This is a genomic window from Streptomyces sp. NPDC001634, assembly GCF_040298185.1.
Taxonomy (GTDB): Bacteria; Actinomycetota; Actinomycetes; order Streptomycetales; family Streptomycetaceae; genus Streptomyces.
In genome coordinates this window covers 58508-81662 of record NZ_JBEOZU010000015.1, presented here as the reverse complement: position 1 = coordinate 81662, position 23155 = coordinate 58508, and the positions used below count along the sequence as shown (strand labels likewise).

Here is a 23155-nt window from a genome sequence, read left to right as displayed (position 1 = left end):
GCTCTCAGCTCGCCGGACAGATGGCGCTGGACATACGGCCGAGGTCGACGTGCCGTCGACTCACCAAGGCGATTCCAGTTCCAGACATGACGGAAGCGTGTCATGGCGATCTGGACACAGTCCAGCTTCGTCCATAATTCGGACACCCTTGTCTCGAAATGCGGAACAAGGGTGTCGTCGGTCACATGGCCCGGAGGCCTGCGCGTTCGCGCAGGTCACACAGCCTGCGCTCCAGGCCACGGGCCCGGAGCGGCGGCCACCGGCTCCTCCTCGACCTTGGTGTCGAACAGCTGGAAGCCGCGGCGCTGATAGTTGGCCATGGCGTGCTCGCCGTCCTTGCTGCATGTATGCAGCCACACCCGCTTCGTCGGGGCAAGCCCCGGCCAGCGCTCCGCGAGGTCCCAGGCGCGGGCGGTGCCGTACGACAACAGGTGTCCGCCGATCCGCCGCCCGCGGAAGGCGGGTATGAGCCCGAAGTAGGCGATCTCCACGACCCCCTCGTCCACCGGGTCCAGCTCCACGTACCCGGCCGGCGTGCCCCGGTCGTAGGCGACCCAGGTCTCCACGCCCGGACGGTTCAGGTACTGCGTCCACCGCGTGTACGTCCAGCCGAGCCGGTCGGTCCACTGGATGTCCCCGCCGACCGACGCGTACAGGAAGCGGCTGAACTCCGGCGACGGCACCTCCGCGCGGACGACGCGCACATCGCCCTCGGGGGCCGTCGCGGGCCGCAGGTCGGTCGGGGACGTCTGTTCCAGGGACCACGTGGTCACGGTGAGGGTGCTCATGCGGTCAGGGAATCATGGGGTCGCGCGGTACGACAAAAGGGTTCCGCGGCACGACCACCGGAAGGCACGGGCTTGTGCGAGACTCCGGCCCGCTACCCGAGGGCGCCGTCCACGGAGTCCAACGGCACCGCGTACACCACCCGCCCCCCGGCCGTCCCGTACTCCTGGTCGTCGCCGCTCGTCGCGCCCTCCGTGAGCGTCCACAGCTCGCCCGTCTCCGGCCAGTAGGACAGGGACGCGGTGTGCCGGCCCCAGCACGCGTGGGTCTCGTCGGCCGAGCACGTGGTCGTCTTCGCTCCGGAGATGTTCTGCCGCCAGAGCGTGCCGTGCCGGCCGCCGACGACGGGCGCCCGGTCGACGTACCAGTCGGGCCGCGCCGCACCGCTGTGCCGGTACGAGAGCACGCCCTGCACCGCGGCCGCCTGCGTCACATACGCCTCGGTCGCACGGACGTCGCCGCGCGCGTCCGTGGCGAGCAGGCCACTGTGGCCGGCCGCGGTACTGAACGGGTAGCGCCATACGCGGGCCGGCCGGTCCGTGTCCCCGGGGCGGAACGACTCGCCGGCGACCAGGCTGTCCGGGGCCGAGGTGCGGTCGAGCGAAAGGGCGGAGAAACAGGGGGCCCTGCGGTCGTCGGCTGCCGAACAGGGGCCCCCGGTCAGACGGTAGCTGCCGACCGTCGGCAGCACGTACTGGTAGCCGTGCGCGGCGAATCCGCCCTTCACCCGGCCGATGGCCCCGCTGTCGACGTTCGCCTCGAGGATGCGGTGCAGGTCGAAGACGAGCAGTGAGTCGCGGGCGGTCACGAACAGCTTGTCCTGGTACCAGACCATGCCGGACATCCGGGTGTGGACGGCGGTGAAGTCCTTGCCGTCGGCACTCGGGGCGACCAGCAGGACCCAGCGGTAGGAGAGGCGGTCCGGGTCGTTCGCATCGATGAAGGCGATCCGGGCGAGGCCCCGGTCGGCGGCCGGGTCGCCGGAGCGGCGGTCGTCGTGCGTCCAGCCGGACAGGATGACGCGGTCCGGGCCCCAGCGGCCGTCGTCGTCGGCGTCCCCGGAGGTGGTGACGGTTCTGGGCAGCCATTGTGTGGTCGTCGCGTCGCCGTGGTCCCAGCAGTACGCGCGCGTGGCCGCCGGCTTCACGGGCAGCGCGGCCGTCTCGGCGGCGTCGCACGCGGACCGGTCGCGCATGTTGTGGTCGACGGAGGCGAGGACGCGGTGGACGCCGACGTTGCCGCCCATCGAACGGCTGAGCGTGTCGAGGGTGCGGCGGTCGGTGAGGTCCTCGTGGAGGCGGAACTTCGCGGTCTCGGCCGCGGAGGTGACGCGGGTCAGACCCCCGGGGTTGTCCCCGCCGGCGGCCTGCGAGGTGCTGATCAGCGTGGCGGCGGCTGTGAGCGCCAGCGCGGTCCCGGCCAGCGTGGCCCGCAGCGCACGACCCCGGCGCCTGCGGCGGTGTCTGCCACGGTGCTTCATACAACCTCCCGGCGTAGGCCAACTGCTCCTCGTGGTCCGGACATTGACGTGAGAAGCGGGTGGGGTGGCCTGTGAGAGGGATGCTACGGCAGACGCAAGCGGGACCGGCCGAAGACCCGGGAAATGGAGGGTTATCCCCACGTCTGGGGCTATGCCTCGGGGCGGGGGACAACCTGGAAGCCGTCGACCTGCTCCGAGGTCCGTTGGCGGAAGCGGCCCGTCACGGACGCTCCCCTCACCCGCACCACCCCCGGTGCCAGCGAGTGCGGCAGCAGGTCCCGTGGGTCGGCCGGCAGCAGCACCTCCACCTCCGCTGACTCGCAGAAACGATACGGCCGGTGTTCCAGAAACGCCCCGAGGTACCGTCGTACGCGGGACATCTCCGCACGGACCGTGACCGTGCGGGCCCGGTCGCCGAACATGTCGGCGGCCAGGGCCGAGGCCGTGCGGCCCGCGCGGTGGACGGCCAGCAGATAGAGCAACTCGGCGTGCCGGGGGCTGAGTTCATGGGTCCAGGAGCCCGTGTCGCCCGACACCGTCACCGACCAGCGCCGGGGGTGCGCCACGTCCAGGGCGATCCGCGTCAGGTGGCTCGGCGCGGGGGCGTCCACGGTACGGATCAGCCAGCCGCCCGGCAACGGCTCCAGAGCGCAGGGTCCCAGCGCGGGCAGCAGGCGGCGCCCCGGCGACGGTGACGCGGGCAGGGCAACGCGGTCGACGTACGGCATCCCGGTCACCGCCGCCGTCCAGCCGTCCTTGTCCACCGCCAGCGCCCGGCCGCCGAGCTTGGCGAGCAGCGGGGCCGCCACCGCGCGCAGCCGCTCCAGCGAGGTCAGATGCACCTCCCGCAGCCGCGCCTCGGCGAGCTTGGCCACCGCCTCCACCCATGCGAGCGTCGCCGGATGCATCGTCTCCAGCGGACCGCTCACGTCCACGACACCGATCAGCCGGCCGTCGCGCGGGTCCGTGACCGGGGCGCCCGTGCATGTCCACGACGCATGGGAGCGTACGAAGTGCTCGGACGCGAACACCTGCACGGGGCGCCGGGTCACCGCCGGGGTGCCGATGCCGTTCGTGCCGACCACCGCCTCGCCCCAGTCCGCGCCGAGTTCGAAGCCCAGCCCGTCCGCCTTGCGCAGCACCGACGAGCAGCCCTCGCGCCACAGCACCCGCCCGTCCGCGTCCGCGACGACCATGATGTGCTGTGCGACGTCCGCGACCGACAGCAGACCCTCGCGCAGCACCGGCAGTACATGCCTCAGCGGGGTGTCGCGGCGGCGCCGCTCGATCTCGTCGCGGCCGAGCAGGTCGGCCCGGAAGTCGTGGTCGGGATCGACGCCGCTGCGCAGCATGCGCTCCCAGGACGCCTCGATCACCGGGCGCGGCGCGACCGGGGCGCGCTGTCCTGCGAGCGTGGCGCTGCGCACCTCGCTGAGTACGCGCGCCGCCTGCGCGGCGTCCAGGGTGGCGGGCCGCGCGACATTCTTCGCCGAGTGCGCCACTGGAACCTCCCGGAGAAACCCATCCGTTCCGTCAGCTGTTTCCGGCCAGGAGCGGCCGGGCCCATGTTGACGGTGGTTCTCATACTGCCGTCTACCGGTGACGGAGGGATGCACTCCGGCAACAGTGAGCAGCAAGTTGCAACCCCCTGCAACCCTGGCGAAGGGCTCCGCGGTGATTGAAAATTGTGCAATGCCGCTGCGGCGGCGTGCCTGCTCCTTGACCGGGGCCAGGAGAGCGCGGGGGTGGTGCCGTGTCGGCGCAGCACCACCCCCGCGACGTGTGTCCTGCGGGGCGCAGTTGGCGTACGGGCCCCGGGGTGCCCGTGATGTCGTACGGCGGGACGGCGTCAGGCGACCGGCCGCGCCCGTTCCACCATCGTGGCCAGATCCAGGCTGTGCGGCAGGGTGCCGAAGGCCGTGCCCCAGTCGCCGCCCAGGCGGGAGGCACAGAAGGCGTCGGCGACCTCAGGAGGCGCGTACTGGACGAGCAGCGCCCCCTGGAGCACCAATGCGATCCGTTCCACCACGCGACGCGCCCGTGCCTCGATGCCCTCCAGGTCGGCGAGTTCGGTGAGCAGGTTCTTGATCGCGCCGTCCAGACGGTGGTCCGCGCCGCGCGCCCGGCCGACTTCCTGGAGGTAGGCGTTGAGGGCCTGCGGTTCGCGCTGGAGCGCGCGCAGCACATCCAGCGCCTGGACGTTGCCCGCGCCCTCCCAGATGGAGTTCAGCGGCGACTCGCGCAGCAGCCGGGGCATGCCGGACTCCTCGACGTAGCCATTGCCGCCCAGGCATTCCAGGGCCTCCGCCACGACCGGGGTGCAGCGCTTGGTCACCCAGTACTTGGCGGCCGGCACCGCGAGCCGCAGGAACGCCCGCTCCTGCTCGCTCCCGTCGTCGTACGCCGCCGCGAGCCGCATCCCCAGCGCCGTCGCCGCCTCCGACTCCAGCGCCAGATCGGCCAGCACGTTGCGCATCAGCGGCTTGTCGACGAGCCTGCCGCCGAACGCCTCCCGGTAGGTGCAGTGGTGGATGGCCTGCGCCACCGCCTGCCGCATCAGGGACGCCGAGCCGAGGACACAGTCGAGCCGGGTGGCCGCGACCATCTCGATGATGGTGCGCACCCCGCGCCCCTCCTCACCGACGCGGCGCGCCCAGGTGCCGTCGAACTCGACCTCGCTGGAGGCGTTGGACCGGTTGCCCAGTTTGTCCTTGAGTCGCTGGATCATGAATACGTTCCGCGTGCCGTCCCCCAGCACGCGTGGGACGAGGAAACAGGTGAGCCCGCCCGGCGCCTGCGCCAGCACCAGGAACCCGTCCGACATGGGCGCCGAGCAGAACCACTTGTGGCCGGTCAGTTCGTACGTCCCGTCCTCGGCCAGCGGCCGGGCCGTGGTCGTGTTGGCGCGTACGTCGCTGCCGCCCTGCTTCTCGGTCATGCCCATACCGAAGATGACGCCGGCCTTCTCGGCGGCGGGGCGCAGATCCCGGTCGTAGACCGTGGAGGTCAGCCGTGGCTCCCACTCGGCCGCGAGCTCGCGGTCCGTGCGCAGGGCGGGCACCGCCGCATGGGTCATCGACAGCGGACAGCCGTGGCCCGCCTCGACCTGCGTCCAGATCACGAACGCGGCCGCGCGCCGCAGGTGACCCCCCGGGCGGGCCCAGGCCGCGGTCATCCCCGCGCCGACACCCTTGCCGAGCAGCCGGTGCCAGGCGGGATGGAACTCGACCTCGTCGATGCGGTTGCCGTAACGGTCGTGGGTCCGCAGCTTCGGTGGATACTCGTTCGCCTGGACCCCCCACTCCTGGACCTGGGCGGAGCCGGCGCTGCGCCCGAGCGCCGACAGTTCGTCGCGGGCCTCGTCGAGGAGCGCGGGGTCCAGATGCCGCTCCACGGCTTCGCTGAGAGCCCGGTCCGCGCGAAAAACGTCATATGCGACCAGCGGCGGAGCCTGATTGGTCACTTTGTGCGTGCTGGCTGCCATAGGGTGAACCTACTCCTCAGTACACCCCCGGGGCACCCGTATCGCGCAGGTGCGCGTCACACGGTCGGGGCCCGCCCGACCAGGGGATGAGCGCAGGCCCGGGCGGCGGATACGGTTAAGGCGTGCAGTCAGCAGCAAGTGAAACCCCCGAGCGGCCGTCCGGTCGGCTCCATCGTGCGCGTGCCCTCTACCGGAACGTGTCCAAGCGCAGGACCGCCTGGCTGTTGCTGAAGGACACGGTCAATTCGTGCATGGAGTACCGGATCCTGGGGCTCGCGGCCGAGGCGGCGTTCTTCACCCTGCTGTCCGTGCCGCCGCTTCTGCTCAGCCTCATCGGGCTGCTGGGCTACGTCGACGCCTGGACCGGTGCCGACACCATCGCGAGCCTGGAGACCAACATCCTGGAGGCGTCCCGTACGGTCCTGTCCGACCGGGGCGTCTCGGAGATCGCGCAGCCGATCCTGCACGACGTGATGAAGGGCGGCCGGCCCGACGTCATCTCCATCGGCTTCCTGTTCGCCCTGTGGTCGGGCTCGCGAGCGGTGAACGTCTTCATCGACACGATCACGGTGATGTACGGGCTCGACGGCACCCGGGGCATCGTCAGGACGCGGCTGCTCGCGTTCGTCCTCTTCATCGTGGCGCTGCTGATCGGGTCGGTCGCGCTGCCGCTGATGGTGGCGGGCCCGGACGCGGTGGTGAACATCGTGCCCTGGTCGACGACGGTCGTGCAGGTCCTCTACTGGCCCGTGGTCATCGTTCTGTCGATCGTGTTCCTGACGACCCTGTACCACGTGTCAGTGCCGGTGCGGTCGCCCTGGGTGGAGGACGTGCCCGGCGCCCTGGTGGCCCTGGCGATGTGGGTGCTCGGCAGCTTCCTGCTGCGCATCTACCTGACCCACACGATCGAGGGCCCCACGATCTACGGTTCACTGGCCGCGCCCGTGGCCGTGCTGCTGTGGATCGGCGTGTCCGCCTTCGCGGTCCTGGTGGGCGCAGCCGTCAACGCGGCGATCGACCGGGTGTGGCCGGCCGCGGCGACGGCGGCGGCCCGCGAGGCGAACGAACGGCTGCGCGAGGAGCAGGCCGCGGAGTACGTGGCCCGCGCCGCCGCTGCCCGCGCGGCCGACCCCGACGACCCGGACATGCCGTCCGAGTTCCCGGAGCGCTGGTCCCGCTTCCTGCCCCCGGAGGACGTGACGTCACGCCTGCGGACGCATGCGCGCAGCGCGCACCACCAGCCGCACAACGCGCATCATCAACCGCACGAGGGGGAGGGCCCGCAGGAGTAGGAGGGCGGTCACGCCGTCCACACTCCCGCTCTTCACCGGCACGCGTGAGGAGGCACTGGCCCGCCTGGAAGCGCGCGCCCGCTCCTGCTCGGCCCGGCATCCGATGAATCGGTGAGCACCCGGCTGTACCGGGCGCGAGGGTTTCCTGCCGGTCAACAAGGGTTCTGGGCGCGGCTACGGCTGTCGCTTCTCAGTCGCCGAGGTTCTGTACGACAGCGTTGAGGAGAAGCGGGTGGAAGCGGCGGCCCGAGAGGCGGAGCGGAAACGACGCGCCGAACAGAAGGCAACCGAAAAGGAGGCGAAGCGCGCTCGGCGCGGACTTCGGTGGGGCGGCTGGTCTGATCGGTGTTCGGGCGACGTAGCCTGGCCATGTGGCTGTTGACGGAGCCCTCGCGGTCCCCGGGTACGCGGAGCGGGCGTCCCGGCTCTCGGGTGCGGTCGTGTGGACCAACACGCCGTCCGCTGCCACCGGGCGGCCGGTCCTGCCCGACGGCTGCATGGACCTGCTGTGGACCGAGGGCAGGCTGCTGGTCGCCGGTCCGGACACGCGCGCGTACCACCCCGGCGGCCCGCCAACGCGCTGGGCAGGAGTCCGTTTCTACCCCGGTACCGCACCCACCTACCTCGGCATCCCGGCACACGAACTCCGGGACCGACGCGTCGCGCTGGCCGACCTGTGGCCCGCCGCGGAGGTGCGCCGGCTGACCGGGCGCGTGGACGCCGCCGCCGATCCTTCGACCGCCCTCGAGGAGATCGCGCTGGACAGGGCCGGGCGCACGGCCGACCCCGGCCCCCTGCTCCGTGCACTGGTCGCGGCGCTCGACGCGGGCCGCTCCGTCGCCGCCACCGCCGATGAACTTGGCCTGGGCGCACGTCAGTTGCACCGTCGCTCGCTCGCCGCGTTCGGCTACGGCCCGAAGACCCTGGCCCGTGTGCTGCGGCTGCAGCGGGCGCTCGCGCTGGCGCGGTCGGGGGTGCCCTTCGCGGAGACGGCGGCCCGTACCGGATTCGCCGACCAGGCCCATCTCGCGCGGGATGTACGGGAGTTGGCGGGCATGCCGCTGGGCGATCTACTGGCCCGTGGATAGGTCGGCGAACAGATCGACGCCGTTGCCGTCCGGGTCGTGCACGACGGCGTACCGTTGCCCCCAGAAAGCGTCCCACGGCTTCAGTTCACCGTGGTACCCGGCGCCCACCAGGTCCTCGTAGAAGGCGTCCACCTCGGCGGGCGACGCGCACCGCAGGGCCAACGCGGCCCGGTTGTTACCAGCGGGCGGCTGCCAGCCGGGGTAGAAGGAGCGGACGGTCTCCTCGGTGTCGAGGAGCAGCCGCAGCCCGCCGGGCAGCTCCGCCTCCGCGTGCGGCAGCACCTCTGCCCCCTCGCCGAAGGCGAACCCGAGCCGGCGGTAGAACGTGACGGCGGCCGCCATGTCGGAGACGACCAGCCCGATGGCATCGAATCGTGGAGTCATGCGGCCACGGTAGGCAGCGCCGTGGGCGCCGGTCTTGAAGGAATCGGACACCTGCGCTCGCTCAGTCGTAGGTGAGGTTGCCGTCCTCGTCCATCGTCGGGTGAAGCTTCATGGGGCCGTACTCGTCGATGTCCGAAGGACGCGGGGGCTCCGGGCCGTCGGGACCCATGCGGAGCAGGCGTTCCACGCGGCAGATCCGAAGCAGACGGTCGTCGACGCGGAACTCGTCGGCGCGGTCGAGCGCCCGGTACTCCTGGGCCGCCTTCGCATAGCGGGCCTTCTTGTCGTCGTCGTACTGGTAGAGGAGGGCCCAGATCTCGTCCAGTCCGTTGTAGAGCGTGCGCCGGGCGTCGTGCGGGGTGGCGGCGAGGACGGTCCGCGGGCGCCAGCCGTGTTCGTCGCGCTCGGCCACGGAGAAGCCGACGGGCAGCAGCACGATCTCCGGGTGGGTGGCCACCGCGCGTTCCGAGTCCGCGCGCATGTCGGCGGGATAGCGGTCGCCGGTGTACGCGAAGTCCCGAAGCGCCAGTTTCAGCGCGCCCTCCATCGGGCCGTCCGAGTGGTCCGGATCGAGCCCGAAGCCGATGTCCCTGGACTGCGTGTCACGTGCCTGCCGGTCCCACGACCGTTCCAGCGGCTCCGGGTCGGTGGGCCGGGGCGGTTCCAGGCAGCCGTCGTCGTCGCTGCGCGTGAACTCGTCCCCGCGCACGACCCGGTAGCGCACCCCGCACACCTCCACCTCGTTCACCGGCTCCCGCTCAAGCGTGGCCACGGCGGCCAGCAGTTCGCGCCGCATGCCCCGGTCGTCGGTGCCGTCCTTCGCGGTGAAGAACAGATGCGAGTTCAGCCCGTCCCGGGCCATCTGCGGCATACCGTCCGTCACCGACTTCAGCAGCCGCCACTCGGGCCCCACCGCCGGGTCCTGTACGGCGACCCCGAAGACCGGCCCGCGCACCGAGAGGTTGGGATACCGCAGGGAGGCGTCCGCTGCGTCGGCCTCCTTCACCCAGGCGGCGGGATCGTTCCGGCGGATGAACTCCTCACGGATCTCGTCGAGCTGTTGCTGCCAGTCGTCATCCATGCACGCATTGTTGCGGGCGTGCGGTGGGTGTGGGGGCGAATCCGGTTCAACAACCGCTGTTGTTGGCGAGCTTCAGGAAGGCGGCCCAGGTGGAGGGGGTGACGGTGAGGTGGGCGGTGGTGGGGGATTTCGAGTCACGGATGTGGATGGCGGTGGGCTGGACGGCTATTTCGATGCAGTTGCCGCCGTCGCTGCCGCTGTAGCTCGATTTGAACCACCGAAGGGCGGTGCTGCTCATTGCTCTCCTAGCAGACGGTCCAGTAGGTCCCTCGTGTCTTCGGGGTTGAGGGCCTGTGACCGCAGCATCGCACACCTCTGCGTGAGGATCGCCACCTCGTCGGGATTTGCGATCAGTTGGCTGCCGCGTTGGGTTTCCGTATAGGCGAGCCGCTGATGTTCGGGAGTCTCCAGAAGGACAAACGGGCCGTCGAGAGCTGCGTGAGCGGTACGTCCCAGTGGCAGGACCTGCAAGGTGAGGCCCGGGAGTTCGGAGTACTTGCGCAGGTGCCGCAGCTGCTCGACAGAGACCTTGTCCCCGCCGAGGCGGTCCCGTAGCACCGCCTCCCAGATCACGAAGCACGCGAGCGGCGGCTCTTTCCGGTGAAAGATCGCTTGCCGCTCGACGCGTGCCGCCACATGCTGTTCGATCTCGTCCTCGTCCAGCACAGGGATGCGGCTGCGGAAGACCGCTCGCGCGTACGTGTCCGTCTGGAGCAAGCCGGGCAACACCTGGTTCTCGTATGACGAGATCACGATCGCCTCTCGCTCGCAGTCCAGGTACTCCTCCGCCCACAATGGAACAAGATCCACCTCTGGCATCCTGCTCAACGCAGTCGACAACGCCCCCTTCGTACCGAGGAGTTCATCGAGCTGCTCGGCGAGATCCGGCTTCAGCGGCCGTCTACCCTGCTCGATGGAGGCGATCTGCTGCTCGCCGACGACGAACCGTTCGCCCAATGACTTCTGCGTATATCCGGCGGACTCGCGGAAGAGGGCGAGCAGCGCGCCCACCATCTTCATCGCCGAGGCGTTCCTCCGTGACCGTCGAGTCGTGCCCATGCGGTCCAACTCCCCACCCGCGTACGTACGTTCACCGTCGCGCACCCGTACAAACAACCTGTACGACTGCACGCGCTGTTTCATCATGGCCACGGAGTGTGACTCTTGCCACGTGAACACGGAAATCCCCCACCCGTCCCCGCGCGAACGCTTCTACCGGCGCGAACGCCAGTCCGTCCCCGCCGCCCGCGCCTTCGCGTACGAGGCGCTCCTCGACTGGGGTGTGCGCGAACGGTCGTACGACATCGTGCTGTGCGTCAGCGAACTCGCAGCCAACGCCCTTGTGCACGGCGTACCGCCCGGCCGCGGCTTCCTGCTGCGGCTGCTGCCGCTGCCGCTGCCGCTGCCGTACGACGGTGGGGTGCGTGTCGAGGTCCACGACAGCGGGGACGGCGTACCGGCCCCGCCGCAGGCGGAGGCGCCCGAGCCCGATGAGGGCGGGCGCGGGCTGCTGCTGGTGTCGGAGCTTGCGGACAAGTGGGGGGCGGGGGAGCGGGATCCGGGGAAGGTCGTGTGGTGCGAGTTCAAGGACCGCTGCTGGGGGAGCCTGCGTGAGGGATTTCCTCGATCCGTTCGCGGTTGAGCAGATACGTGGGCAGATACCGCTGCTTCGGGTCGATCGGGAACCCGTAGTCGTAGGCAAGGCTCGCCATCGCGAGCGGTCCGAGTGCCACCTGGGCGCGTGGCGCCGCCGACTCGCCCCAGTAACCGCCGTGGTCCGAGAGGGCCTCGGCAAGCGCCTTGGCGAAGGCGTCGTGGTCGCGTGCGATGAGGCGGTGGAAGAGGGCGACCGGCTGGTAGTCGATGCGGTTCACGAAGTCCAGCGGCGCGTGGGTCACGCCGTCGGGCCCGGACGTCTGCATGGTGGCAACCAGCGTCTCCACGACGCCGTCCATGGAGGAGCGGTCGGGAGAGAAATAGGTCTGCAGGGTGTCGATCCAGTGCAGGACGTACTCGTCGACGGAGTCGTCCTCTCGCAGCCTGGTCGGTGGCACCTCGCACAGCCGGCTGATCCGGTCCATCTGGCGACACACGATCGCGAGGTAGAGGGCGTCGAGCCAGGCACGGGCATCCGCAGGCGGTTCGGCGGGCATGGCAGGCAGTTGCACAGCAAGGTCCTCGCCCAGGTGGCACTCCTGGGGCTGCGACCCGGTGAACAGCGCGGAGCCCAGTTGAACGGCGGTGGCCCACGCGTCCCACGTGTCGATGTGCGAAACCTCAGGATCGGCGGCGCAGCGGGTGTGGGCGAGCGCGAGGGCGGAGGCGAACGCGCTACCCAGTCCCGCCGGGTCCTGAGCGAGGCCGGCTGTCGACTCGGCTGTGGCGTTGGTGTGTTCGGCGACGCCAGGACCATCGGCCGCGGCGCGGGTGGCCAGGCGACCGGCACCATCGAGACGGACCAGACCCTTCATCAGGCCGAGGAGCCGGGGCGGCGGCTGTATCGAGAAGGCTCGGGTGTCGTCGTCGATGACCGTGAGCGACGTCAGGCCGCCGCGGTACCACCAGTACACCCGTGGGGACAGCGCACCCGGCCCGTCCTCGTAAGCACCCAGCGCGTACGCGGCAAGGCAGTTGACCGCATCGACCACGGAACCGTCGGCGATCGGGTGGTACACGAGATTGTGCCGACTGGGGACCGCGACGAGGGCACCGGCGTCCGGGAGCGACTGGCCGGTGACCTGATGGACGGCCTGCGACAGGAACAGCGCCTGGCTGGCGACGAACGGGGAGTCACCGTAAAGGGAGTGCAGCCTCACCCCTCCATCGATGGGCACTTCCGCGTGCTCGACGGGTACCCGCATCAGGTTCGCCCGCCCCGCCTGTCCCAGGGCCTCAAGTCCGGCGCGCTCCACGTCCTCGTCGGTGAGGATCCGCACGCTGGTGGGCCCGTCCAGGGCGTAGGCGAAGACGAGCCCGTCGGCCACCACGCGCGCATAGCGCAGGCTGCCGACGGCGTCCGGGGTGAGTGACTCGACGGGCAGCAGCCGGGCATGTGCACCTCGCAGCAGTTCCTCGGCGCTCTCGCCGCCCCGGCTTGCCTGCCGTAGGGCGGCGAAGTGTGCGGCGACCAGGTCGGGCCATTGAGCCTGAGGCGCCTGGCGGCACTTGTGCGCAAGATTGTGCAGGGGGTGGTGGTGGCCGTCCTCGGAGTAGAGGGCGGCGAGTGCCCGCAGATGTGCGGCCTGCGCGGCAGTGAGCATCGGCAGGTCGTGGTCGGGGGCGTTCGTGCTGTCAGGGGCGTCGTCTCGTTTCATCCCTGCGACTCTAAGAGGTGCGTGTGACAACGTACTCCGAGGTGTACTCATAGATCTGACGAGTCGGCCGGAAGTCGATATGGCTCATCGCGTACATCGAGGCGGGCGGCGGGTTCGCCGGGGTCCACGCGGCGGCCTGCGCGTGGTGCTCCGGCGGTGACCGCGACGCAGCTCACCGCACGGGCCGTCGCGGCGGTGCCGTGCTCGCTCGCTGCTCGCCCAGCTGCATCAGCACCGCGTCGGGGTCCAGTTCGCTGAGGAGCGAGTCGTCAATCCGCGGCGCCGGAGGGAGGCCGACGGGCGGGAGCGTGCTGCCGTGGTCGTAGCACTCCAGGAGGTAGGTGGGCTCAGCGTGGTGGAGCAGAAGGCAGTAGGGGCCTTCCGCGTGTTCGGTGGCGTTGGCCGCGAGCTCGGAGGCGGCCAGAACGACGTCATCGATGCCGTCCTGGGCGAAGCCGAGCGCGTGCAGGGCCTCGGCGACGGGGTGGCGGATGTGGACGGTCGGTTGATCCGTCGCCGCCGTCCACTGGCAGGAGACCACAGTGCCCGCGATCGGTTGGCACATGGACCTCGTGAGGTCCTTCTGGTGATGGGGGCGGCGGTCGACGGCGGAGGCGGGCATCGCAGGCTCCGTGGCCCGTGTGATCCGGCCACCACGAGACTGCGGGGTTGCGGTAAGCACCGGAAGCTCGCGGTTCAGTATCAGTAGGTGTGGGCGGGTCGTTGCACCTGCAGGGCCCAGTCGAGGACGTCGTCCGCGACGGACTCCCAGCCCTCGTGCAGTCCCGTGCCATGGTCGCGGCCCGAGTACTCCCGGTACTCGGTGAGCGCCTTGGAGCGGCGGTAGCGGCGGTGGGTCTCGCGGACGACCGCGGTCGGCACGATGTGGTCGGCCGTGCCGCCCACCAGCAGCAGCGGTGCACGGTCGGAGTTGTCGAACCGGATCGCGGTGGCGGCGCGGCCGACGGGGGTGAAGTTGGCGAAGCCGGCCTGGAACACGGGGCGGCCCACGCCCGGCACGGACCAGCGGGCGCGTTCGGTGGCGGCCTGCTCCTTGGTGACCGTGTTGGCGAAGACGTAGTGGAACTGGCTGTCGGTCAGCTTGACGGTGCGGCGGAGGTTGGCGGGGTTGCCGAGGACCGGCCGGGTGGCGAGCAGGGTGGACAGCGGCAAGCGAAGGACGCCCTTGGCCTGTGCGGGGTGGAGGGCGACACCGGCGGCGCCGAGGCCGCGGTCGAGGAGGATCTGGGTGACCAGGCCGCCGAAGGAGTGGCCGATGATGACGGGCGGCTCGTCGAGGGTGCGCAGGAAGCGTTCGTAGTGGTCGGCGATCTCTCGCACGCCCAGGCCGGCGGGAGCCCGGTCATGGTCGAGCGGCTCGTGCAGCTCGGAGATGCCGGGCCAGGCGGGGGCGTGGACGGTGTGACCCTGGGCGCTGTAGCGGTCGATCCAGGGCTGCCAGCTGTGGGGGCTGAGCCACAGGCCGTGGATCAGGACGATGGACTTCGCGGACATCTTCACCACTCCTTGGAGAGCAGGAGACAGACTGTTCTGTCTTTCTGTAAGCAGAGCATGTGCGCGAACCTCTGTCAAGACAGACCTGTCTGTTACTCTGGGGGTATGGATGCCGTGACCGACCGTGCCGCCCCGAGGTCGCAGCCGCGTGAGCGGCTGCTGGAGACGGCGTCGCACCTCTTCTACGCCGAGGGGATCCAGGCCGTGGGGGTGGACCGGCTGATCGCCGAGGGTGCAGTGACCAAGGCGACGTTCTACCGCCATTTCCCCAGCAAGGACGACCTGGTCGTGGCCTACCTGCGCGGCCGCGATGCCGCCATCCGCGCCCAGTTCGCCGCCGGCACCGCCGAGGTCGCCTCTCCTGAGCAGGCACTCGACCTGCTGGTCGCCGGGATCGCCGACGAGACCTGCGGCGCCGGCTTCCGGGGCTGCCCGTTCATCAACGCCGCCGCGGAATACCCCGACCCGCAGCACCCCGTCCGCCAGGCCATCGACGAGCACCGGTCCTGGTTCCGCGACGCCCTCACCTCCTTGGCAGCGGCCTGCGGACATCCCGACCCGCCCGCCGTCGCTGCCATGCTGGTCCTGCTGCGCGACGGTGCCATGGTCGGCGGCTACCTCGACGGTCCGGCCGCCTCCGACGCCCTGGCTCGTGGCGCCCACGCCGTCCTGGGTGAACCAGCGTCCGCTCACCACTGAAATTCGCTGCCCGACTTCCCAGGTCGGTGGACATCCGGGCGTGCCGGAAACCGAGCTGTGTAATCGGCTGTAGGCGGGCTCCGCCGGGCGCCCGGGATCGAATGGCCGGAACGGCGCAATCGGCGGGGCTGCGGGCGCATCTGAGTCGTCAGGCGGTGTGCAGGGCCGTGCGCAGGACGTCGATGGCCTGGTTGATGGCGGCGCCGGCGGCGGAGATGTCGCGGAGGCCGCCCGGGACGGTGAGCCATTCCTCGTCGACGGCGGGCTTGGCGATGTCGCCGGACTGCACCTCGTCGACGGCCTTGCGGCCCTCGGCCGGGTCGAGGTCGAAGAGGTAGGGCGGGTTCGTGGTGGCCTCGGTGAAGGACTGCGCGGCGGGTTCGAGGACGGGACGGGGAGCGGTGGAATCGGTCAAGACGATCTCCTCGGGTCTGGGTGCTGGGAGTGAGGGCCGCTTGATGGACTCCGCAGGGCGGTGGTTGTCAGGGATGCCTGAAGCGGCGCGGTTCTCGGCGCCGGAATTGTCGGCCCCCGCCCGTTCGGGCGAGGCGGAGGCCGACGGTGGCCGGTCAGCCCCGGGCGGCGGCGGCCTTTTCGATGAGGCTCGTCACGGCGCCCGGGTTGGTCAGCGCGACGGCGTGCGGGGCGTTGACCTCGACGGTGTGGGCGTGGGCGCGTCTGGCCATGAACTTCTCGGCGGCCGGGGGGATGGTGCGGTCGTCGCTCGCGACGAGGTACCAGGACGGGATGGTCTTCCAGGCCGGGGTGCCGGAGGGCTCGACGAGGGCCTGGGCGGTGAGGGGGCGCTGGGTGGCCGCGAGCTGTGCGGCGGTGGCGTTGTTGAACCGGCCGCTGAGGAACACGTCGCGGTACTTGTCGGCCTTGAGGTACAGGTCGATGCCGGTGCTGCCGATGCCCTGCGCGAATGGGACGGCGTTCAGCGCGGTGGGGATGGGTGCCTTCGGGTTGTCGCTGAGGTGGCTGCCGGGGAACTCGGCGCTGATGGTCGCGGCGCTCTCGCCCTGGGCGGGGGTGAGGGCGGCGATGTAGACGAGCGCCTTGACGTTGGGGTTGCCGGTGGCGGCGTTGGTGATGACTTCCCCGCCGTAGGAGTGGCCGACCAGGATGATGGGCCCCCGGATCGTCTTGAGGTAGTCGGCCAGGTAGGCGGAGTCGCTCTTGAGGCTGCGCAGGGGGTTGGCCGGGGCATCGACCTGGTATCCGGCTGCCTGGAGGCGCTTGACGACGCCGCTCCAGCTGGACGAGTCGGACCAGGCGCCGTGTACCAGCACGATGGTCGGCTTGACGGTCCGGGCCTGGTCGCTGTGAGCAGCCGCGGCGCTCACGGCGACACCGGCGGAGGTGGCGGAGGCGCTCACGGCGACACCGGCGGCGAGGGCGACGCCCGCCGCTCCGGCGACGGCGAGGCTGACGCGGCGGCGCTGGGTGCTGCGGTGCTTGAACATCGGTTTTCTCCCTACAAGGTGGCGGGCGGACGAGGCTTGCCGTCGGTGAGGAACAGGGCGCGGAACGGCACCGTCAGGCGTGGCGGGGCCCGGTCGACGCCGTCAGACGCGGCGCGTGGTCCGTCCAGCCCGGCGGCGAACCGGTATTTCGTACGAGGACGGCGGTGTCCCGGTGCGGCCGACGTCCGATCTCTACGAGACAGAACGTTCTGTCTCCTATATTAGCCAGATCGGTGCCCCGGACAACCAAGAGTTTCGTGCCGTGGCTCACACGCGGAGGCGGACGGGCCATTCGTCCACGTCCTCCCTCTTCCCCGCCTGCGTAGGGAAGGCCGGCTGGAGGAAACTCAGGCGGCATGAGGCTCGTCGCCCAGAACGGTGAAGTCGACGTCCAGGTGGGCGTCGTAGGTGTCGGGGGTGATGGCGAGTTCGTGGGTGGAGTACTGGCCGAACCGGTTGATGTGCTCGGTCAGGTACGGGGAGATCCGGGCCAGGTCGAGAGGGCCGATGACCCAGCCCTCGGCCTGCAGCCGACGGACGACGTCGGCGATGTCGAGGGTGTTGTGGAAGATGACCAGGTTGGCCGGCAGGGAGGTGAACTTCACGTCCTTCTCCTGCTCGTCGGGATCGTTCGCGGCCACCATGCCGCGCTGGCCGAAGCGGACCCAGTCGCAGAAGCCGTTGAGCGCCTCCGCCTCGTTGGTCGCCGCAGTCACCCGGGAGCGAAACGGCGCGTCCGAGAGGTAGCGCAGCAGATGGCAATCCATGGCATCTGTTCGGGTTATTTTCTGAATATTTCGCCGATTCACCTGAACGCCCTGTGCGGCGGCAGCCGTTGAGTCAGAACAATTCTCTCAATCCCTTGCCCACGCCCAACCGCATTGCAGACAAGGTGAGAAGACGATGGCCAGGCCGAAATTCCGTACACTCGCTATCGGCGGTGCAGCTCTGGCCACTGTCGCCACTGCTGGGGCGCCCAGGGCCCCGGCCGGCGCCGCAGCTGCCGGAGGTGACGGTTCCTCGGCCGCGGCAAAGCAGCAGCTCGCGTCCTCCGTGCTCGCCTACAAGATCGCCGGTCCCAGGAAAGACGGCACTGCGGTCACACCCGTTGGACACCGGGTCACACCAATGGGTGACCAGACCCGGCTCGGGAACCCCTGCTGAACGCAGTTCTTCACCCCGACGGCCGCTATCTGCTGGTGACCAACGACGGTGAGGGCGTTCAGAGCCTGCAGCTGGTCGACACCCGGACGGACAAGGTTGTCCAGACACTGCCGTATCCGTCGCCGGAGTCGCTGTACATGGGCCTGGCGTGGAGCCCGGACGGCAGGACCGCTTACGCCAGTGCCGCGGCGAACTCCAAGATCCGAGTGCTGTCGTTAGCGAACGGCCGGCTCACCGAACGCGGTCCCATCAAGCTGCCCACCAAGACCGCGGACGGCAAGGCCGTCACGCTTTTCCCAGCCGGCCTGGCTGACACTCCGGACAGGAAGAAGCTGGTCATCGCCGATCAGCTGGGGGACGCCGTAACGGTCACCGACACCGTCGGCGGGCCGGTGCAGACCGTTACCGCAGGTCATCGGCCGGTGTGGGTGACGCTCAGCAAGGACGGGCGCACTGCCTATGTGTCGAACCAGGGTGCCAACACCGTCGACGTCGTTGACGTGGCAGGCTCCGCGCCCCGGGTGAGGGGGCAGATCAAGGTAGGCCTGCATCCGAACAAGTCAGTGCTCTCCCCGGATGGCCGCAGGCTGTATGTCGCGAATGGCGACGCCGACAGTGTCAGTGAGGTGGATCTCAGGGACACGGTCATCCTCGTCACCGAGGACGAAGCCCAGAACGGGCCTGACCACGTCGATGCCCACCGGACGCTCGCCCTGGCGATCAGCCCGTACACCCAGACCGGAAAGGTCGACTCGACCTTCTACAGCACCGCCTCGATGGTCCGGACCATCGAGCTGATCGCCGGAATCGGCCCCCTCACCCGGTTCGACGAATACTCCACACCGATGAGCGCGTCCTTCACCGACAAGCCCAACTATCGGGCCTACTCGGTGATCAAGCCGACGTATCCGATGAACAGCATCAACGGCGCCGGTGTCCTGGCCCGGACACCGGGAGGCAAGTAACCACCGGCAGCCCGGCAGCTTCCGCATGCCCTGTCCTGCCGACTTCGGGGGCCGTCCGCCTCGCTGAGAAGGGGTGCTCCGGCGGTGACCGCGACGCAGCTCACCGCACGGGCCGTCGCGGCGGTGCCGTGCTCGCTCGCTCGACCAGGCGCGTCGACAGCTCGGTGCGGGTGCCCTCCGGCCGTGCGCCCGCCATCATGCGGACGAGCAGCCGCAATGCCGTCGCCGCCATCTCCGACAGCGGCTGCCGCACGGTCGTCAGCGGCGGCGTCGCCCAGCGTGCCTCCGGCAGGTCGTCGAACCCCACGACGCTCACATCGTCCGGCACCCGTAGCCCGCGCTCCGCCAGGGCCGCGCACGCCCCCAGTGCCATCCGGTCCGAGCAGACGAAGACGGCGGTCGGCGGATCGGGCAGGTCGAGCAGTTGCAGCATGCGCCGGTGCGCGGTGGTCTCGTCGAAGTTGCCGTGGCGTACGTATTCGGGACGGTGGCGGATCCCGGCGGCCGACAGCGCCGAGCGGTATCCGGCGAGCCGTGCGCTGCTGCACAGCTTGCGTCGGTGGCCGCCGATGACCGCGATGCGCTCGTGGCCAAGTGTCAGTAGGTGTTCGGTGGCGGCGACCCCGCCCTGCCAGTTGGCCGCGCCCACCGACACCACGCCCGGCGGCGGCTCCAGGACCGGGTCGATGAGGACGTAGGGGATGCGGTGCTGGTCGAGCCATGCGTACTGGGACGGGGTCAGTTCGGCGAGGTTGAACAGGACGCCCGCCGAGCCGCGCGTGGACAGCTTGTCGAGCCAGCCTCGCTCCGGGTGGCCGGCGCGGGTGCGGGTCAGGCCCGCCGAGACCACCACCTCCAGGCCCGCGTCGTGCGCGGCCTCCTCCACGCCGTGCAGGATCGCGCCCGACCAGGAGCTCTCCAGCGAGTGCACGACCAGGTCGATGAGGGCGGGCGGCTTGTTCGCCTCGAAGCGGGGTCTTCTGACGTAACCGAGGCGGTCGAGGGCCTCGGTGACCCGGCGTCGGGTCTCGGGCGCCACGTCCTCGCGGCCGTTGACCACCTTCGACGCCGTCGGCACGGAGACGCCGGCCTCGCGCGCGACGACCGCGAGGGTCGGTCCGGCCGTGCCTGTGGTATGCACCATGGGCCCACCTCTCCGGCCCCGTCCCGAGGGCCTCGAACGTCTTCGAACGGGCGTCTGACCCGTGGCAAGCGCTTTCTACATTAAGGCCGGGGCGAGTTGACGTGGAAGACGGAGGAATCGGCGGTTGCGCCTCGGTGGACCGTGCGGCGGGACACGCGGCCCACCCGCCCTGTAGGACCGGGTCACGGGCCCGGGTAGTGATGTGATGCGGGGAGGCGGGCAGTCCCCAGCGGTGAGGAGAGGGCCGGATGGACCGTATGGACCGTACGGACGAGGTGGCCAAGAACCCGGCGAACCCTGCGAACCCGCCGAACCCGGCGAACCCGCCGAACCCGGCGAACCCGCCGAACCCAGCGAACCCGGTGAACCCGGTGAACCCGCCGAACCCGGTGAACCCATCGGACCCCGTGGTCCGCACCCCTTACGGAGCCGTGCGCGGCCGGTACGAGAAAGGGGTCGCCGTCTTCCGCGGCATCCCCTTCGCCGCCCCGCCCTTCGGCCCGCATCGCTTCCGTCCGCCCGTCCCGCCCGAGCCCTGGGACGGGGTGCGGGACGCGGGCGAGTTCGGGCCGACGCCGCCCAAACCGCCGTACTCGGAGGCCTTCGCCCGCTATCTGTCCGACCCGGTGGTCGACGGGGACGACTGCCTCAATCTCAACGTGTGGACGCCGGAGCCCGGCCCCGGCGCCCGGCTCCCGGTGATGGTGTGGATCCACGGCGGCGCCCTGACACGCGGCTCCTCCTCCGTGCCCGTCTACGACGGCAGCTCCTTCGCCCGCGACGGAGTGGTCCTCGTCTCCTTCAACTACCGCCTGGGCGTGGAGGGTTACGGCCTCTTTCCGGACGCCCCGCCCAACCCCGGGCTGCGCGACCAGCTGGCGGCGCTGGAGTGGGTGCACGAGTCGATCACGGAGTTCGGCGGCGACCCCGACCGGGTGACCGTGTTCGGTGAGTCCGCGGGCGCGATCAGCATCGGAGCACTGCTCGCCGCTCCGCGTGCCCAGGGCCTGTTCCGCCGGGCGGTGCTGCAGAGCGGGCCGCCGGAGTCGACGGACCGGGACAAGGTACGGCGCCTGGTGCGGCGCATGGCCACCCGGCTGAAGGTGCCGGCGACGGCAGCCGCGTTCGCCGAGGTGGACCGCACGCTGCTGTCCGAGACCCAGGCGGAAGTGGGCCGCCGGGCCAGCCCGATCCTCGGCGGACCCGCCTTCGGGATCGTCGTCGACGGGGATCTGGTGCCCCGCGACCCGCTGGAGGCTCTGCTCGACGGTGCCGCCGGGAACGTACCCCTGCTGATGGGCTGGACCGGCGAGGAGCATCGCCTCTGGCTCGTGCCGACCGGACTGATCGAGCGCATCGACAGGCTGGGCGCGGTGGCACTGGCCGGCGCGATGGCCCGCTGTCACTGCGGCCCCGAGGTGCCACTCGGCTACCGCATCGCGCACCCCGGGGTGCCCGCCTCCGACCTGGTGGGCCAGATGGTCACGGACTACCTGCTGCGGTACCCGCTGCACCGCCTGGCCGACGCCCGCATGGGCCACGCGCCCACGTACGTCTACGAGTTCGCCTGGCGCTCGAACCTCCCCGGCCTCGGATCCTGTCACGCACTGGAGCTGGGCTTCGTCTTCGACAGCGCGGAGGTGCCGGAAGCGGCGAAACTGGCCGGCCCCGGCGCGCCCCGCGAACTCGCCGACGAGATGCACGGGGCGTGGGTGCGCTTCGCGGTGCACGGGGATCCGGGGTGGTCCGCATGGGATGCCACGCACCCGATGCGCGTCTTCGACGGCGAGGGCAACCCGGTCGTACACGGGCCCCGCGACACGGAGATGGCGCTGTGGGAGGCGGTGTCAAGTCCACCCGTGCCGCCCACCGCACCGGCATTCGGCACCGGGAACGAGTCGCTGCTGCGGGGTGCGGTGCCGTTGTCGGCCGTGCGGAGGCTGCGGCGGGCCGGGGGTGTGCGGCGGCGGGACGAGGACCCCTTGGGGTGACCAGGCGTCAAGTCGTCATCCCTGAGCACTGATGTAAACGGTTCGGTGATCTCGAAGTTCCGCCTGCGCAGTTCCTTGCCTCGGTGCCACGGTCCGTCTGTGTTGCCCGTGTGGATGGGCGGGGCTTCGGTGTGATGACGTTGCGTCAGTGACCTGGTTCACCTGGTTCTGGCGAGGATGCCCCGGCGTTCACGCCGGGGAGGAATGGCCTCCCCGTCGCATCCGCTCTCCCACGGGCGCGGAGCGCCCGTACGGCCGCCCGGCGGAGCCGGGGAATGCGAACAACCATCCCACGGGTCACCGGGACTGGTGATCGCTGAGGAAGTGTCGGTCGCGCGTGCGGTGACCGAGTGCACAAGCTCGGCCGTTCACGAACCCGCACCCTCCCCATGACATCTGGTGGGGGCTGGGTGGATGCGACCCGTGACCGTCCTTGGCAGTACGACGCGCGCACCGTGTCGATCTGGACCGTGGACGGGCGGATGAAGGGCATCCGGTTCGCCTGCTCCGCCGATCAGCTCAAGACACTGCTGACCGCGATCAGCCCCGCCGAGGCGGCGGCCCTGCTGAAGACCCTGGGCCGGATCGCCGCCGCGACGGGCCTCATTGCGAAGTGACACGCACCGGGCAAGCGGGTCAGCGACGACACCACCGTCACGATCCGCAGCGTGATCCGCCAAGCAACGACCACTCACCGCTGGGGGAACCGCCCCCAACGACACCACCGACACGGCAGCCGTAAGTCGGGATCGTCGTGGTGGTGTTGGGGCGGTGCCGGGTGCTGGGATGGGGACAGCCGCCGCGATCACGATGATTCGTGACGATGCATCAGGAGGCGGCGGCTGCGGCGCGCCGACGATAATGCATGACCTGGCCGATCAGTTGCGCGCGTCCCTGTGAGACCGGGTGGCGCCTGGGTCCGCGCGCCGCGAGTCCCGTGTGGATCGGCTTCGGCAACCGCGACGTCATCGCGGACAACGCCCCGATCGAGCAGGAGAAGGCGATGAAATTCAACGCCCTGCTCACGAACGACCTGTTGACTGAATTAGTAGCGGAGTTTCCGCAGGTCAGTGACCTGGTGGCGGAGGGATGGGAGATCGACCCCGAGGACCTGGCCCAGGTCTCCCCGTACCTGACCGATCACATCAAGCGGTTCGGCGAGTACAGCACGCACGAGCTCGGCATCGAGCCGGAGGCGTACGACCCCAAGCTCGACGTCGACTTCACCCCGCTGCGCGAGCAGGACCTGACTACCACCAGCCTCGGCCGGGCCGCCTGAATGCCGAAGGACCCGCTATCTCC

Annotated in this window: 23 protein-coding genes and 1 pseudogene; 8 read left to right on the top strand and 16 right to left on the bottom strand. The window is 70.4% G+C overall.

All coding sequences use genetic code 11. The annotated features are described in order from the left end of the window. Positions 1-4 precede the first annotated feature (4 nt). The 5 genes from ABT186_RS12495 to ABT186_RS12475 form a co-directional block, all read right to left on the bottom strand. Positions 5-88, bottom strand: coding sequence for a putative leader peptide (locus ABT186_RS12495; RefSeq protein WP_309486338.1), 84 nt, complete (start codon positions 86-88; stop codon positions 5-7). Between the two features lie 127 nt (positions 89-215). Beyond that, a complete protein-coding gene (locus tag ABT186_RS12490) occupies positions 216-788 on the bottom strand; it encodes a GNAT family N-acetyltransferase (RefSeq protein WP_351221421.1) in 573 nt (190 codons plus the stop codon). 92 nt (positions 789-880) lie between these two features. After that, positions 881-2266, bottom strand: coding sequence for a hypothetical protein (locus tag ABT186_RS12485; protein WP_351221420.1), 1386 nt, complete (start codon positions 2264-2266; stop codon positions 881-883). A gap of 149 nt (positions 2267-2415) precedes the next feature. Further along, entirely contained in the window at positions 2416-3768 is a 1353-nt protein-coding gene (locus ABT186_RS12480; protein ID WP_351924927.1) for a GAF domain-containing protein, read from the bottom strand. A 347-nt stretch (positions 3769-4115) separates the two neighbouring features. Continuing rightward, entirely contained in the window at positions 4116-5750 is a 1635-nt protein-coding gene (locus ABT186_RS12475) for an acyl-CoA dehydrogenase family protein (RefSeq protein WP_351221418.1), read from the bottom strand. A gap of 122 nt (positions 5751-5872) precedes the next feature. Here ABT186_RS12475 and ABT186_RS12470 point away from each other — a divergent pair, with 122 nt between their 5' ends. Together ABT186_RS12470 and ABT186_RS12465 are read left to right on the top strand one after the other, a co-directional pair. Beyond that, positions 5873-7042, top strand: coding sequence for a YihY/virulence factor BrkB family protein (locus ABT186_RS12470; RefSeq protein WP_351221417.1), 1170 nt, complete (start codon positions 5873-5875; stop codon positions 7040-7042). 371 nt (positions 7043-7413) lie between these two features. Next, the gene (locus ABT186_RS12465) at positions 7414-8130 is read left to right on the top strand and encodes a helix-turn-helix domain-containing protein (protein ID WP_351924925.1); all 717 of its coding nucleotides are present in this window, start codon (positions 7414-7416) and stop codon (positions 8128-8130) included. Here the strand turns inward: ABT186_RS12465 and ABT186_RS12460 are convergent. The 4 genes from ABT186_RS12460 to ABT186_RS12445 form a co-directional block, all read right to left on the bottom strand. Continuing rightward, the gene (locus ABT186_RS12460) at positions 8113-8514 is read right to left on the bottom strand and encodes a VOC family protein (RefSeq protein WP_351924923.1); all 402 of its coding nucleotides are present in this window, start codon (positions 8512-8514) and stop codon (positions 8113-8115) included. The genes ABT186_RS12465 and ABT186_RS12460 overlap by 18 nt on opposite strands. 61 nt (positions 8515-8575) lie before the next feature. Beyond that, positions 8576-9595: a DUF5954 family protein gene (locus tag ABT186_RS12455; RefSeq protein ID WP_351924921.1), complete on the bottom strand. Its 1020-nt coding sequence runs from the start codon at positions 9593-9595 to the stop codon at positions 8576-8578. Between the two features lie 46 nt (positions 9596-9641). Continuing rightward, positions 9642-9833 (bottom strand): DUF397 domain-containing protein, encoded by a 192-nt coding sequence (locus ABT186_RS12450; RefSeq protein ID WP_351221413.1) that lies wholly within the window; start codon positions 9831-9833, stop codon positions 9642-9644. Then, on the bottom strand, positions 9830-10654 hold the full coding sequence (locus ABT186_RS12445; RefSeq protein WP_351924971.1) for a helix-turn-helix domain-containing protein: 825 nt from the start codon (positions 10652-10654) through the stop codon (positions 9830-9832). The genes ABT186_RS12450 and ABT186_RS12445 overlap by 4 nt, the downstream gene beginning before the upstream one ends. A gap of 112 nt (positions 10655-10766) precedes the next feature. Here ABT186_RS12445 and ABT186_RS12440 point away from each other — a divergent pair, with 112 nt between their 5' ends. After that, positions 10767-11237 (top strand): ATP-binding protein, encoded by a 471-nt coding sequence (locus tag ABT186_RS12440; RefSeq protein ID WP_351924919.1) that lies wholly within the window; start codon positions 10767-10769, stop codon positions 11235-11237. Here ABT186_RS12440 and ABT186_RS12435 read toward each other — a convergent pair. The 3 genes from ABT186_RS12435 to ABT186_RS12425 all read right to left on the bottom strand — a co-directional run bounded on the left by ABT186_RS12435 (position 11179) and on the right by ABT186_RS12425 (position 14424). Then, the gene (locus ABT186_RS12435) at positions 11179-12909 is read right to left on the bottom strand and encodes an immunity 49 family protein (RefSeq protein WP_351924917.1); all 1731 of its coding nucleotides are present in this window, start codon (positions 12907-12909) and stop codon (positions 11179-11181) included. The genes ABT186_RS12440 and ABT186_RS12435 overlap by 59 nt on opposite strands. A 172-nt stretch (positions 12910-13081) precedes the next feature. Next, positions 13082-13531, bottom strand: coding sequence for an ATP-binding protein (locus ABT186_RS12430; protein WP_351221410.1), 450 nt, complete (start codon positions 13529-13531; stop codon positions 13082-13084). Between the two features lie 80 nt (positions 13532-13611). Beyond that, a complete protein-coding gene (locus ABT186_RS12425; protein ID WP_351924916.1) occupies positions 13612-14424 on the bottom strand; it encodes an alpha/beta hydrolase in 813 nt (270 codons plus the stop codon). Positions 14425-14529: 105 nt separating this feature from the next. Between ABT186_RS12425 and ABT186_RS12420 the strand changes: the two genes are divergently transcribed. After that, positions 14530-15123 (top strand): TetR/AcrR family transcriptional regulator, encoded by a 594-nt coding sequence (locus ABT186_RS12420; protein WP_351924914.1) that lies wholly within the window; start codon positions 14530-14532, stop codon positions 15121-15123. A 226-nt stretch (positions 15124-15349) separates the two neighbouring features. Here ABT186_RS12420 and ABT186_RS12415 read toward each other — a convergent pair. From ABT186_RS12415 to ABT186_RS12405, 3 genes and pseudogenes are all read right to left on the bottom strand, one after another. After that, a pseudogene (locus tag ABT186_RS12415) lies at positions 15350-15538 on the bottom strand (esterase); the annotation flags it as partial. Between the two features lie 154 nt (positions 15539-15692). Continuing rightward, entirely contained in the window at positions 15693-16589 is an 897-nt protein-coding gene (locus tag ABT186_RS12410; RefSeq protein WP_351924912.1) for an alpha/beta fold hydrolase, read from the bottom strand. Between the two features lie 347 nt (positions 16590-16936). Continuing rightward, entirely contained in the window at positions 16937-17398 is a 462-nt protein-coding gene (locus ABT186_RS12405; protein WP_351221406.1) for a Tn3 family transposase, read from the bottom strand. A gap of 390 nt (positions 17399-17788) precedes the next feature. Here ABT186_RS12405 and ABT186_RS12400 point away from each other — a divergent pair, with 390 nt between their 5' ends. After that, positions 17789-18718 (top strand): YncE family protein, encoded by a 930-nt coding sequence (locus ABT186_RS12400; RefSeq protein ID WP_351924910.1) that lies wholly within the window; start codon positions 17789-17791, stop codon positions 18716-18718. Positions 18719-18818: 100 nt separating this feature from the next. Here ABT186_RS12400 and ABT186_RS12395 read toward each other — a convergent pair whose 3' ends face one another. Then, positions 18819-19862, bottom strand: coding sequence for a LacI family DNA-binding transcriptional regulator (locus ABT186_RS12395; protein WP_351924908.1), 1044 nt, complete (start codon positions 19860-19862; stop codon positions 18819-18821). Between the two features lie 407 nt (positions 19863-20269). Here ABT186_RS12395 and ABT186_RS12390 point away from each other — a divergent pair, with 407 nt between their 5' ends. The 3 genes from ABT186_RS12390 (at position 20270) to ABT186_RS12380 (ending at position 23132) form a co-directional block, all read left to right on the top strand. After that, on the top strand, positions 20270-21853 hold the full coding sequence (locus ABT186_RS12390; RefSeq protein WP_351924969.1) for a carboxylesterase/lipase family protein: 1584 nt from the start codon (positions 20270-20272) through the stop codon (positions 21851-21853). Between the two features lie 389 nt (positions 21854-22242). Beyond that, entirely contained in the window at positions 22243-22470 is a 228-nt protein-coding gene (locus tag ABT186_RS12385) for a hypothetical protein (RefSeq protein ID WP_351221469.1), read from the top strand. A 248-nt stretch (positions 22471-22718) separates the two neighbouring features. Beyond that, positions 22719-23132 (top strand): Tn3 family transposase, encoded by a 414-nt coding sequence (locus ABT186_RS12380; RefSeq protein ID WP_351221403.1) that lies wholly within the window; start codon positions 22719-22721, stop codon positions 23130-23132. The last annotated feature ends 23 nt before the right edge of the window (positions 23133-23155 follow it).